Below are 12,398 nucleotides of genomic sequence, written 5' to 3'. Positions count from 1 at the left end.
TGCTTTCTCGATAAGCTGATCTTTCTATGTCGATCGGGGCGTGGTTTTGTCCCGTTCCAGCCTTCCTTTTGGTGTGTCGTTTGGCCTAGAACCATGTCCGAGCCTTCTGTGGCAGTCCAGCCGTTCTACCAGCGCGATCGATGCACCCTTTACCAGGGCGATTGCCTTGAAATTTTGCCCCTGTTCCCGGCCAATAGTGTGGATCTAATTTTTGCCGATCCGCCCTATAACCTGTCTAATAACGGGTTCACCTGTCATGGCGGCCGGGCTGTCAGTGTCAATAAAGGCGATTGGGATCGCAGCAATGGCATTGAACAGGATTTTGAATTTCACCGCGCTTGGATTCAGGAATGTCGGCGGATCTTGAAACCCAATGGCACGATTTGGATTTCAGGAACCTATCACAATATCTATGCCTGTGGCTTTGCACTGCAATGTTTGGATTTTCATGTTTTGAACGAGATTTGTTGGTACAAACCCAACGCTAGTCCCAATTTATCCTGTCGCTTTTTTACGGCCAGCCATGAAACCCTAATTTGGGCCCGCAAAAGCAAAAAAGGAAAACATGTCTTTAACTATGAAGCCATGAAGCTGGGAGATTTTCCCCGCGATCCCCTCAAGCTTTCTGGCCGACAAATGCGGAGTGTTTGGTCAATTCCCACCCCACCGGCTTCGGAGAAATTGCAAGGCAAACATCCCACCCAAAAGCCTCTGGATTTACTCGATCGAATCATTTCCGCCAGCACCAATCCGGGAGATTTGGTGCTCGATCCCTTCAGCGGCAGCGGCACAACGGGCCTTTCAGCCCTACGAGTCGATCGCGCCTTTATTGGCATTGAAAAAGAAGCGGCCTATCTGCAATTGGCGGTCGATCGCTTCACCACCGCCCCCCTCCCAGGCTCCGAGACCAGGGCGGGCGATCGCGTTTTGGCCAATGGCAAATCCAGTTCTCAACCGGGCCATCAACCCAGCCAGCAACCTGATAACCAGACCAACAGCAAGGCCAGCAGCAAGACCAACAACCCAGCCAGCAGCAAAACCAGCAATCAACCGGCGGGAGCGTCAATTATGGAACCAAACAGCTCCCCAACAAGCTATTCCAGTCCCCCAAACCATCCAAACCATTAAGAAACCAGGCGATCGAGATTTGTTCAGCTTGATTCGACAGACCCAGTGCGACAATTAAAGATCGCTTTTCTGGATCGGCTAGAGAGAGCAAAACCCCATGTCCGACAATTTCCGCAGCCAACAGATCACCAGCGGTGTGCAGCGATCGCCCAACCGCGCCATGCTCCGTGCAGTGGGCTTTGGTGACAATGACTTCAGCAAACCGATCGTCGGCATCGCCAGCGCCTACAGCACCATCACCCCCTGCAACATGGGCATTGCCACCCTGGCCGACAGCGCCATGGCCGCAGCCCGCGAAGCTGGCGTGATGCCCCAAATTTTCGGCACGATCACGATCAGTGACGGGATCTCCATGGGCACTGAAGGGATGAAATATTCCCTGGTGTCGCGGGACGTAATTGCCGACTCGATCGAAACCGTCTGCAACGGCCAAAGTCTGGATGGCATCCTGGCGATCGGCGGTTGCGATAAAAACATGCCCGGAGCCATGATCGCCATGGCCCGATTGGATATTCCTGCCATCTTTGTCTATGGCGGCACGATCAAACCCGGCCATCTGCACGGGGAAGATCTGACCGTCGTCAGCGCCTTTGAAGCCGTGGGCCAATTCAGCGCTGGCAAAATTGACGAAGCCCGGCTGATGGCCGTGGAACACAACGCCTGTCCCGGTGCGGGTTCCTGCGGCGGCATGTTCACCGCCAACACCATGTCCAGCGCCTACGAGGCCATGGGCATGAGCCTGCCCTACTCCTCAACCATGGCCGCCGAGGATGACGAGAAGAACGCCAGCGCGGCCGAGTCTGCCCGCGTGTTGGCCGAAGCGATCAGAGCACGCCGCACACCGAAGCAAATTTTGACCCGCAAGGCCTTTGAAAACGCCATTTCCGTGATCATGGCCGTGGGCGGTTCCACCAACTCGGTGTTGCACCTGCTGGCGATCGCCAACACGATCGGGGTGCCCCTCACCCTGGACGACTTTGAAGAAATCCGCGCCCGCGTGCCCGTTTTCTGTGACCTGAAGCCCAGCGGCCGCTATGTGGCCACCGACTTGCACAAGGCCGGCGGCATCCCCCAAGTGATGAAAATTTTGCTGAATCAGGGGCTGCTGCATGGGGATTGCTTGACAATCACCGGCAAGACGATCGCGGAAACCCTGGCGGAGATCCCCGACGAACCGCGCCCCGACCAAGATGTCATCCGTCCCTTCGACAAGCCCCTTTATCAACAGGGTCACTTGGCCATTCTGAAGGGCAACCTGGCCAGCGAAGGTTCCGTGGCCAAAATCAGCGGCGTGAAAAATCCCGTGATCACCGGCCCGGCAAGGGTGTTTGAGTCGGAAGAGAATTGCTTAAAGGCGATCTTGGCGAATCAAATCAACCCCGGTGATGTGGTGGTGATTCGCTATGAAGGGCCCAAGGGCGGCCCCGGAATGCGAGAAATGTTGGCTCCGACGGCGGCGATCATCGGTGCGGGTCTGGGCGACTCGGTGGGGCTGATCACCGATGGGCGCTTCTCGGGCGGAACCTATGGCATGGTGGTGGGTCACGTGGCTCCCGAAGCGGCCGTGGGTGGCACGATCGCCCTGGTGCAGGAGGGTGACAGCATCACGATCGATGCTCCGAACCGCAAGCTGCAACTGAATGTGTCCGATGAGGAGCTGGCGGCCCGCCGGGCTAACTGGCAACCGCCGGAACCGCGCTACAAACGAGGCACGTTGGCAAAATATGCCAAGTTGGTCTCTTCCAGCAGCCTGGGAGCCGTGACGGATTTGAACTTGCTGTAGGGTTTGGGGCTGGGTCAGCAATTCAGCCCAGTAATTCAGCCCAGCAATTCAGCGCGACCCAATCCACCCAGTTATTTCCGATCGTTATTCAGATCCGCATCTCGATCCGCATTTCGATCCGCAAAACCCCGCCCGATCGCGACTCGATCGAGCGGGGTTTTTGTAGACCGCATCGCGAATTAATTGCGAGTGGGGCTACTGGGGGTCACGCTAGCACCGCCTTGGCCGTTTTGTTCCAATCGCTGCTGGCGCTGGCGCAAAAACTCATTGGCAGCGTTGTCAATCCGTCCCGACTGTTGTTGATTGAAATCATCCAGGGTTTGCCCCGGGGCCAACATGATGTTGCGAATCAAGTCTTGGGCAGAAACGCCGGAGCCTTGAAACACTTCATTGGGGCGCACATCACCAGACGATCCATTGGCATTTGGGTCACCCAGGGCCGAGGATTGGGCGATCGCGGGGTTGCTGCCCAAGGCCAGAATGCTCAAGACGGTGACGATCGAGGATCCCGACAAACAGGCAATCGAGGGAGCGATCAAGGGATGGCTCATGATTCGGCTAACTCCAATTCAGGGATATTAACGGGTTCGTTAGAATGCACCAGCAAATCGGACAGAGGAACCGCAAACAGCGAATCCTGTTGAGGGTTACCGGAAGTGGCGCGAGCAACCATGGGCGATCGGGACTGGTTTTTTTCGTAGCCCACCAACAGTAGAGGGGTGCCCCCCACATCGCCAATCACCCGCCTTTCACTGTGAGGCAAAAAGTCCGCCTTCGGTTCCCAGTGGTTGCGATTCACGATGTTGTCGCGACGGCCGGAACCCGCCAACCCCGATCGCGGTGGATGGGTTGATGCCAATAGGCTAGCGTCTTCGATCGCATCCTGGCTGAGGTCAAGGCCCGGGCGATGGAGTTCCAAGGTCTGTCGCAGTCGGCCGCTGGTTTGGGCTAACAGGGGCCCCCGCCGCTCCAGCAACAGGGACATGGTTTTGCGATCGGTTTCCAGGGTTCCGGCATCGGTCAAACTCGCAAAAATCTCCGCCGACTCTTGCCCCAACTCCAACAGGAGGAGCAACCAATCCGGCAAGTTCGCCATTGCGCCGGCCGCTTCGCAATATTGTTGCAACCATTCCGAGGCATGGAGGTAAGCGTATTCCCCCAGCATCGTGCGTCCATAGGGGGATGCTAAAAAGCAATCCAGCTTGTCTTTTAGATTCTGCTCCATGCCACGTCTAGCCTGCTCCTGCGATCCAGCGTCCTATGCCATCCGCCGTTGCAGCAATGGCCGCACAAGCCCGATCGCCACCAAATCAAAAATGAATAGAACCCCGAGGGCCATACCAAAACTAACCGATCCAAAGGGCGCTTGCATGACAATGCTGCTAAAACTCCAGTCCGGATGCAGATAAAGATAGCGAATGGGTTCGATCGCGTAGCTCAAGGGATTCAACACCGCCACCCACTGCAACCAACCGGGCATGAACGACAAGGGAGCCAAGGCCGTGCTGGCAAAGAGCAGGGGCAAGTTGGTGATAAAAATAGCGGCAATTAATTCCACGTGGCCCGGCAGCGCAAAGGCCAGACCCAAGCTGAGGGAGGTGACCCCCGCCACCAACAGCAGCACGATCGCCCCGACCACGGCCAGCCCCGCCACCCCCGGCAGCCCAGCCCCCAAAACAGCCGCCGCAATCACGATCGCCACGGTTTGGATCAAGGCCAGCAAGCCAATATACAGGGCCGAGGCGGTGATGATCGAAAAGCGCGACACCAAGGGAGCCACCAACAGCCGATTCAGAAAGCCAAATTCCCGATCGAACATCACCGGCAAGCCCGCATTCAGCGCCCCGCTAAAGGCCGCAAAGGCGATCGTCCCCGCCCCCAAAAACTGCCCATAGCCCACATGATCGCCAAACAAATCGGCCGGGACATTTTGGAACAGGGCCCCAAACAACACCAACCACATCAGGGGCTGAATAGTGCCGGCCACCAAGGTCACCGGCCGCCGTTGCAGTTGAATTAACAACCGTCGCAGCAGGGCCGCCGTTTCTTGCCAAAATTCCGCCAGGGGCGAGGGTTCCAGGGCGGGCGATCGGGTGGGACTGTCCGTGGGCAAAGTCGTGCTCATGAGGCTTAGGGGAATCTGGAGGGTAGGGGTGAATATGGAGAACTGGAAACTCTGGAAGGAATGGTCTGAGGCCTAGCGCATATTTTGCTTGCGGGCCAGCTTAGGATCCCGATCGCCCGCTGCCAAATCCGCATCGAGCAATGTCCGGCCCGTCGCAGCCAGATAAACATCATCCAAACTCGGGCGCGATTGGGCAATGCCAAACACCGGCAACCCCGCCTGTTCCAAGGCCTGCTGCACCAGGGTCAACCCCCGATCGAGATCATCCACCACCAAATTCAGCGTATTTCCCTGGCTCCGGTTGATCATTGCATCCTTGACACAGGGCAGCGCCGTCAGCAGGGTTTGGGCCGTTTCCGCCTCGGCAGCGGGGGTAAACTCCCGAATGCGCAGGGAAATGCGATCGCCCCCCAACCGAGCCTTCAACTCCGACGGTGTGCCCAGGGCAATCACCTGGCCTTGATCCAAAATCGCCACCCGATCGGCCAGCGCGTCAATCTCTTCCAGGTAATGGCTAGTGATCAAAACCGTTGTCCCCCACTGGGGCAACTTCCGCAAAAACTCCCACACGGCCATCCGGCTTTCGATATCCAGCCCCGCCGTGGGTTCATCCAACACCAGCACATCTGGCTCGTGGAGCAGCCCCGTGGCCAAGTCCAAGCGCTTGCGAATGCCGCCGGAATAGGTTCCCGTTTTCCGATCGAGCCAGTCGCCCAGCCCCAGCAGATCCGCCATGGCGGCAATCCGCTGCCCGATCGCCTCGCGTCGCAAGTGATAGAGCGCACCATGCAACTCCAGCATTTCCCGCCCGGTCAACACCTTGTCCAACGCAGCATCCTGAGCCACATAGCCCAACCGCTTACGGGCCGATCGGGGTTCCCGCAACACCGACACCCCCGACACAAAAATTTCTCCCCCGTCCGGCTGGGCCAAGGTACAAAGACAGCGAATCGTGGTGGTTTTGCCCGCGCCGTTGGGCCCCAACAGGCCAAAAATCTCGCCGGGTTTCACCTCCAGCGATACGTGATCAACGGCGGTAACATCGCCATAGCGTTTTTGTAGGTTCCGAATCGCAATTGCAGGGGTCATAGGCCGCGCGAGAGTCAGGGGCGATCGCCCGGCCCCAGGGTCTGACACCGTTGGATAGCAACCAGAACAGAGACCGGGGCTGGCAGGTAGCTAAAACAGCAGCCGAAAACCGGAGCAAGGCAAGACGAGCAGGATTTCTCAGGGGCCATTCTCCAGGGAGAAGCTCTCCAGGGAGATTGCGCAGGAAATTCCTTGGATCATCGGCAGGGGCTAGATCCTCCCCACTCCGGCGATCGCACCCCCTCGCCATTCCTCAACAAATCTTCAAACTGATGCGCAATCCATTCTAAACCGCCGGGCAACGGCCGGGGCCGCCGGCCCGCCAACCAACGCTGAACCCAAGGGGCGATCGCCCCTAACCCCCCAAGCGCTTCGCCAGCAACTTCGCCTTCAGCCCAAACTCGATCGTCTCCAGCAGCTTGGTCATCCCCGTGGTGTTCACCATCTCCGGTGAAATGCCCATTTTCTTGGCCGACTGAATCGCCTTTTCTGTCAAGGAATGGCTGGCATAACCGGTCACGATAATCACCAAGTCCGCGCTGGAGATGTGGCTTTCCCCCTGCTGAGCCATGTTCAGACCCGCCTGGGCCGTACACCAAACCAATTCCACCTTCGATTCCCGCAAGCGATTGCGCACCGCCGACTCCAAGCGATCGTGGCCCCCAAAAACCACCACCTTACCCGCCAACTCCGAGTAGGGATTAGGACGGCGCTCAGACGATCGGTGCCGCGTTTGGGGCCGCACATCGGGACTGCGCTCCACCCGCGCCCGATTCTGCATCGCCTTTTCATAAATAAACATCAGCGTCTGTTCATCATTGCCCCGACGCTTGGCCACCGGCCCTTCTTCACTGTGTTGGTTAATTTGATCCATCAAGGCTTCCAGCACTTCCGTGAGGGCATCGATCGCCTTCAGGTCATGCATATAACCCCGAATCGCCACGGCCGCGTCCGTTGCGCTATAAAAATCCTGCTGGTCGCGAATCATGTCCAGCAGGTCTTCCCTTAGCTCATAGCGCCACCGGTTTGTTTGATCCAGTAAGCGTTCCTCAATCAGTCGTTCTTCTTGCAAAATCAACTGCCGATCGGCCGCTTCTGAAGCCAAGCGCGGCGCATCGGCCAGTTGCTGCAAAATATCCGCTTCCTTCTCTTGGAGTTTGCGGCGGGTTATGCTGTCGCCAAACTCATCGGCCGGCAACTCTTTGAGGGTGGTTTGCACTTGCGCTAACACCGCGTTCAACCGGGCTTCGATTTCCGCAAGGGCATGTTGATAGTATTCGTCTCGCTGCTTTTCTAGGCGTTTCGCTTCTAGCTCGACCTTTGCCGCCGAAATCAGGTCTTGGACGGAACTTTCGAGTTCATTCAGTTCTGTGATATCCATGGGAAGACTCCTAACACAAGGGGTTGGGGATTAGGAAATGGGCGGCCATTTTAAACATGACTTAATCCTATCGCTTCCCTTCAACGGTGCGTTATGGGCCACGGATCCAGTCCGCCCCAGCCAACATGGCTGAACTGGCGATCCGGCGCGGCATTCAGCATCGCTGTCTAGCATGGGGTATGGCTGTCTAGCATTGGGTTATTGAACCTTGCCACGCATTCCCTTGTTTCTAAAACAATTCCTCAGATCCCAAAAACCCATGCTTTATCGACGGTTTGGGCGCACAGAGCTATCGATGCCGGTGTTTTCCTGTGGTGGAATGCGCTACCAACAGGCCTGGCAAGACCTCTCACCCACACAAATTGACGCGGCGGGCCAAGCCAATTTGGCCGCCACGATCGAGCGGGCCCTTGCTTTGGGCATTAACCACATTGAGACGGCGAGGGGCTATGGCAGCTCCGAGATGCAGCTCGGTTGGGTGCTGCCGCAATATCCCCGCCAGGATTTGATTGTGCAAACGAAGGTGGGGCCTGCTGCCCAGGTGGCCGACTTTGAGCGGGACTTTGAACAGTCCATGGGCTACCTCAAGCTCGACTATGTGGACTTGCTGGGCATTCACGGAATTAACACCCGTGAGCATTTGGACTGGACGTTGCGGCCGGGGGGCTGCCTCGATCGCGCCAGACGCTGGCAGGCGGAGGGGCGAGTGCGGTTCATTGGATTTTCCACCCACGGGCCCCTGGACGTAATCATGGAGACGATTCAGTCCAACCAATTTGATTACGTCAATTTGCATTGGTATTACATCAACCAAACCAACTGGCGGGCGATCGAGGCGGCCACCCAGTTGGATATGGGCGTGTTTATTATCAGTCCAGCCAATAAAGGGGGGCTGCTATACGAGCCATCGCCCAAATTGGTGGAACTCTGCAAGCCCCTGAGTCCGATGGTGTTTAACAATTTGTTTTGTTTAAGCCATCCGCAGGTGCATACCCTGAGCCTGGGGGCCGCTCGGCCTAGCGATTTTGATGAGCATCTGAAAACCCTGTCCTTTTTGGATCAACCGGGTCAGTTGCTCCCGATGATTACGCGACGGTTGGAGCAAGCGGCGATCGAGGCGTTTGATCGCGAGTTTGGCCCCGGAGAAGGGAAGGCTTGGCTGCGCACTTGGGAACAGGGGTTGCCAAAGCCGGAAGAAGTGCCGGGCGAAATCAGTGTGCGAACGATCGTGTGGCTGTGGAATTTGGTGAAGGCCTTTGACATGGTGGCCTATGGCAAGATGCGCTACAACCTGTTGGGCAATGGGGGCCACTGGTTTCCAGGGCAACGGGGCGATCGCCTGTCAGAGCTAGATTTGCGCCCCTGTTTAGCCCGCAGTCCCTATCCCGATCGGGTCTTGAATATTCTGACGGAGGCGCACCAGTTACTGGCGGGCGGGGCGGTGAAGCGCCTTTCACAATCGTCTTAGCTGAGGTCTTGGCGGAGATCTTGACGGAGGTTTTTGTTGAGATCTTGACCAAATCTTGGCGAGATCTTGGCGAAGGTTTTAGCAGAGGCCTGATCAGTATTTTGGGAGACTGATCAAGCACTAACCCTCACGGGGACAAGGGGCTTAAGCCCCTTGTCTGGGTTGATTCTGGGAGCAGGCGGCGGATCGTTGCTTCCGGTCTGCTCCCGATCGAGCCTTAGGACAGGTCGGTTTCTGCGAGCTTTTGAGCCAAGAACTCAATTAGGTCTTGCTTGGAAGCCCCGGCCTGATTGCTGTTCGATTCAATCCGTTTCACCACGTCCGGCGACAGGGCCAACAGCCGCACCAATTCACCATAGGCGGCGGATTCTTCGGCATTAATCACCGCTTCATCGGGCGTGCGGGCGCTGGAGGCAATGGTTTCATAGGCCAATTCCAGGGCCAATTCTTTGTCAGCGTCGTTGGTGAGCTTAGGCACAATTTCTGCCAGGGGCAGATTTTGCACCAAATATTCCCGCAAGTCTTGTTTCAGTTCGATCGATTGTTGGCCGTCGCGGGCAAACAGTTGGCTGAAGCGATCGAGCATCACTTCAATTTCTTCGTCGGCCAAATGTCCGTCGGCCCAGGCCATGGCAGCAACCACCCGCAGCAGGTTCATTTGCTTGGGGGCGATCGGGGGAGGTGGTGGCGGTTTTAGCATGGTGGCTCCCTCCGGTTTGGGATCCGGTGATTAGCGCTGAATTCTCTTTTTGAATTCTCTTTTCGATCTAGCCAATGGCCAGGGCGATCGGGGCGTTCTGGATCAATTCGCGATGGAAGTTGATGAAAGTCCACAATTGATCGTCACTGACCGTCACCTTGGGGTGATTGCATCAAGATTTATGGCAGATCTCAGGGTTTCCAGACCGAGTGCTTTCCGCATTTTCAGGGCGATCGCGCTGTTTTGGATTCTGCCCCTGTCCCGATCGCTCTCCCGATCACCATTCGTACAAGGCCCAACGGAAAAACTCTAAGCTAAGGTCTAAGGAAAATCTGAAAAGTATCTGAACTTCCGTGATTTCCACCTTACCCACCGCTCCAGGAATTGACCTATCGAAGTTACGGTTAGATGTGCGAAATTTGTTGCCGCAATTGGTGTCTTGGCGGCGACAGTTTCATCAATACCCAGAGTTGGGATTTCAAGAGGCCCTGACGGCCGCTTTTGTGTGCGATCGCCTGCGAGAGTGGGGCATTGATTACCAAGCGGGCATCGCCAAAACCGGCATTGTGGCGGTCATTGAAGGCAGCCAACCGGGCCCAACCATTGCCTTGCGGGCCGATATGGATGCCTTGCCCGTGCAAGAGCAAAACGAAGTGCCCTATCGATCGCGCCACGAGGGCAAAATGCACGCCTGCGGCCACGACGGCCACACGGCGATCGCCCTGGGCACGGCCTATTATTTGGCCCACCATCGATCGCAACTGGCCGGAACCATCAAGCTGATTTTTCAGCCGGCCGAAGAGGGGCCCGGCGGCGCAAAACCGATGATCGAAGCCGGGGTGCTGCACAATCCCGATGTGGATGCCATCTTTGGGCTGCATTTGTGGAATAACTTGCCGCTGGGTACGGTAGGCGTGCGGCCGGGGCCGTTAATGGCGGCGGTAGAACTGTTTGCTTGCACCCTGTTTGGGAAAGGCGGCCATGGAGCCATGCCTCACCAAACGATCGACTCGGTGTTGGTGGGGGCGCAAATTGTCACGGCCCTGCAAACGATTGTGGCTCGCAACATTGACCCGATCGATTCGGCGGTGGTGACCGTGGGCGAATTTCACGCGGGCACGGCCAAAAACGTGATCGCAGATCAGGCCCGCTTGGCCGGCACGGTGCGCTATTTCAATCCGGCCCTGGAGGGGGTGATTCGGGAGCGGGTGGAGTCGATTATTGCGGGCATTTGCGCCGCCCACGGGGCCCGGTACGAACTGGACTATCGATCGATCTATCCGGCCACGGTCAACGATCCGGCCGCAGCCGATCGGGTGCGACAGGTGGCCGAAACGGTGATTGAAACGCCGATCGGGGTTGTGCCCAACTGCCAAACCATGGGCGGTGAGGATATGTCCTTTTTCCTGAAGGAAGTCCCCGGTTGCTATTTCTTTGTGGGGGCGGCCAATCCCGATCGGGGCTTAGCGTTCCCCCATCACCACCCCCGTTTTGATTTTGATGAAACGGCGCTGGCCATGGGAGTGGAGTTGTTTTTGCGGATCATCGAATCCTTTAACACGCCCTAAACTCAAAGTCCTAGACCCAATCTCTCCACTCCCGATCTCGCCACGTCCCGATCGGGGGGAAAGGGTCTGAATCCCTTTATCTAGGGTTTTAGGGTTTTGCAGCCCCAGGAGCCGATCGCTAGAAATCGGGATCCCGTTCTGCGACTTCCGATTCATCTTCCGGCGCGATCGGGTCAGGTCGGGGCGCAACCTTCGAGGGCGATGGGGCCAGGGCCGCATCCGGCCCTTCGCCCACAAACCGCTCAATGATTCGGAACCAAAGCACCACAGTCAGCAACATCACGGCTGAATACAGGTCGCCGCCGGTTCCCTCATGCATAAAGTCGAACAGACCGTCCTGACCCGTACCGTGCAAGTAGGCCAAAATCGTGTTCCGAAAGACATTCATCAACACGCTGATGACCGTCGTTCCCACCAAAAACAGAGCGATGGGCGATCGCCCCCGCACCGTGCCGCACCAATAGATGGCCATCAGTCCCACATACCAACAGGTCAGGAGCATTTTCAGGCCCGCGCAGTGGGGAGCCACTTCCACCGCCCGATCGCGCACGTAGAGATAAATGCCCTCCACCTGCGCTTCCAGTCCCACTTGGTTCAGCAAAAAACCAGCCATGGCGGCAATGAACCGCTGCAACCCCACCACGTAGGGCGAAATGAGGTAGGGAACCTCGTTGGGCGTGGCCAGGGTGGTGAAGACCAAGGGAGCCGCCATCAGCCGCCAACCGGCAGCCCCTTTCCAAACACCACAAAGCCCCCAGAGGGCGATCGGGAACGACAGGTTCACCCAATCGGCCACGCCGCTCAGGTAAAACGCCACGCTCAACCCCAACAGCCCCCAACCCACCGGGTGCGATCGATCCGCCAATCGCTGCCAGCGCGATCGCTTTTCCCATGCCAAATAGGCCGCAAAGGGCAGCCCAATCAGGCCGTAGCTGAAATATTCATGCTCAATGCTGATGTCTTTGGTGAGCCAACCGCGCACCCAATGCACCAACAGCGGCCCATAGGCCAGGGCCAAGCAGGCCGCCCCCGCTGGCAACAGGGCCCGATCGAGCCAGTCAGAACGATTTGCAACGGGGCGATCGGCAGTCATGAACTTCAACCTCAGCGATCAGCAAATTCCAGCGGCCTCTTCCAAAATGCCACAGCCGCCGAA

General features: G+C 57.4%; 10 protein-coding genes and 1 pseudogene. 4 read left to right on the top strand and 7 right to left on the bottom strand.

Annotated features, from left to right (window positions below):
• Positions 1-93: 93 nt before the first annotated feature.
• A pseudogene (locus tag H6G52_RS14650) lies at positions 94-876 on the top strand (site-specific DNA-methyltransferase); the annotation flags it as partial.
• 349 nt (positions 877-1,225) lie between these two features.
• On the top strand, positions 1,226-2,911 hold the full coding sequence (gene ilvD / locus H6G52_RS14645; protein ID WP_099532419.1) for a dihydroxy-acid dehydratase: 1,686 nt from the start codon (positions 1,226-1,228) through the stop codon (positions 2,909-2,911).
• Positions 2,912-3,090: 179 nt separating this feature from the next.
• Here the strand turns inward: ilvD and H6G52_RS14640 are convergent, their stop codons facing one another.
• The 5 genes from H6G52_RS14640 to H6G52_RS14620 form a co-directional block, all read right to left on the bottom strand.
• Positions 3,091-3,462, bottom strand: a complete 372-nt coding sequence (locus tag H6G52_RS14640) for a hypothetical protein (RefSeq protein WP_190529282.1) — start codon at positions 3,460-3,462, stop codon at positions 3,091-3,093.
• Positions 3,459-4,136 (bottom strand): hypothetical protein, encoded by a 678-nt coding sequence (locus tag H6G52_RS14635; protein ID WP_190529280.1) that lies wholly within the window; start codon positions 4,134-4,136, stop codon positions 3,459-3,461. Before H6G52_RS14635 ends, H6G52_RS14640 begins: the two co-directional genes overlap by 4 nt.
• A gap of 33 nt (positions 4,137-4,169) precedes the next feature.
• Positions 4,170-5,036: an ABC transporter permease gene (locus tag H6G52_RS14630; RefSeq protein ID WP_190353379.1), complete on the bottom strand. Its 867-nt coding sequence runs from the start codon at positions 5,034-5,036 to the stop codon at positions 4,170-4,172.
• Between the two features lie 72 nt (positions 5,037-5,108).
• Positions 5,109-6,125 carry an ABC transporter ATP-binding protein gene (locus H6G52_RS14625; protein ID WP_099533043.1) on the bottom strand — a complete coding sequence of 339 codons (1,017 nt, stop codon included), beginning with the start codon at positions 6,123-6,125 and terminating at the stop codon, positions 5,109-5,111.
• A gap of 355 nt (positions 6,126-6,480) precedes the next feature.
• On the bottom strand, positions 6,481-7,506 hold the full coding sequence (locus H6G52_RS14620) for a DUF2325 domain-containing protein (RefSeq protein ID WP_099533045.1): 1,026 nt from the start codon (positions 7,504-7,506) through the stop codon (positions 6,481-6,483).
• 259 nt (positions 7,507-7,765) lie between these two features.
• Here H6G52_RS14620 and H6G52_RS14615 point away from each other — a divergent pair, with 259 nt between their 5' ends.
• Positions 7,766-8,974, top strand: a complete 1,209-nt coding sequence (locus tag H6G52_RS14615; protein WP_190353380.1) for an aldo/keto reductase — start codon at positions 7,766-7,768, stop codon at positions 8,972-8,974.
• A gap of 217 nt (positions 8,975-9,191) precedes the next feature.
• On the opposite strand, the gene H6G52_RS14610 is transcribed toward H6G52_RS14615, so the two are convergent.
• Positions 9,192-9,674, bottom strand: coding sequence for a TerB family tellurite resistance protein (locus tag H6G52_RS14610; RefSeq protein ID WP_099533047.1), 483 nt, complete (start codon positions 9,672-9,674; stop codon positions 9,192-9,194).
• 353 nt (positions 9,675-10,027) lie between these two features.
• Between H6G52_RS14610 and H6G52_RS14605 the strand changes: the two genes are divergently transcribed.
• Positions 10,028-11,242 carry an amidohydrolase gene (locus tag H6G52_RS14605; protein ID WP_190529278.1) on the top strand — a complete coding sequence of 405 codons (1,215 nt, stop codon included), beginning with the start codon at positions 10,028-10,030 and terminating at the stop codon, positions 11,240-11,242.
• Positions 11,243-11,360: 118 nt separating this feature from the next.
• Here H6G52_RS14605 and crtB read toward each other — a convergent pair whose 3' ends face one another.
• Positions 11,361-12,335 (bottom strand): cyanoexosortase B, encoded by a 975-nt coding sequence (crtB, locus tag H6G52_RS14600; protein WP_190529276.1) that lies wholly within the window; start codon positions 12,333-12,335, stop codon positions 11,361-11,363.
• Positions 12,336-12,398: the final 63 nt, after the last annotated feature.

The sequence above is a fragment of the Limnothrix sp. FACHB-881 genome, assembly GCF_014698135.1.
In the GTDB taxonomy this organism is placed as follows: domain Bacteria; phylum Cyanobacteriota; class Cyanobacteriia; order CACIAM-69d; family CACIAM-69d; genus CACIAM-69d.
This window is presented reverse-complemented; position numbering and strand designations above follow the sequence as displayed.

Bases quoted from the DNA above. Each gene is read 5' to 3' on its own strand.
- ilvD (WP_099532419.1), top strand. From the start codon at position 1,226: ATGTCCGACAATTTCCGCAGCCAACAGATCACCAGCGGTGTGCAGCGA.
- H6G52_RS14640 (WP_190529282.1), bottom strand. From the start codon at position 3,462: ATGAGCCATCCCTTGATCGCTCCCTCGATTGCCTGTTTGTCGGGATCC.
- H6G52_RS14635 (WP_190529280.1), bottom strand. From the start codon at position 4,136: ATGGAGCAGAATCTAAAAGACAAGCTGGATTGCTTTTTAGCATCCCCC.
- H6G52_RS14630 (WP_190353379.1), bottom strand. From the start codon at position 5,036: ATGAGCACGACTTTGCCCACGGACAGTCCCACCCGATCGCCCGCCCTG.
- H6G52_RS14625 (WP_099533043.1), bottom strand. From the start codon at position 6,125: ATGACCCCTGCAATTGCGATTCGGAACCTACAAAAACGCTATGGCGAT.
- H6G52_RS14620 (WP_099533045.1), bottom strand. From the start codon at position 7,506: ATGGATATCACAGAACTGAATGAACTCGAAAGTTCCGTCCAAGACCTG.
- H6G52_RS14615 (WP_190353380.1), top strand. From the start codon at position 7,766: ATGCTTTATCGACGGTTTGGGCGCACAGAGCTATCGATGCCGGTGTTT.
- H6G52_RS14610 (WP_099533047.1), bottom strand. From the start codon at position 9,674: ATGCTAAAACCGCCACCACCTCCCCCGATCGCCCCCAAGCAAATGAAC.
- crtB (WP_190529276.1), bottom strand. From the start codon at position 12,335: ATGACTGCCGATCGCCCCGTTGCAAATCGTTCTGACTGGCTCGATCGG.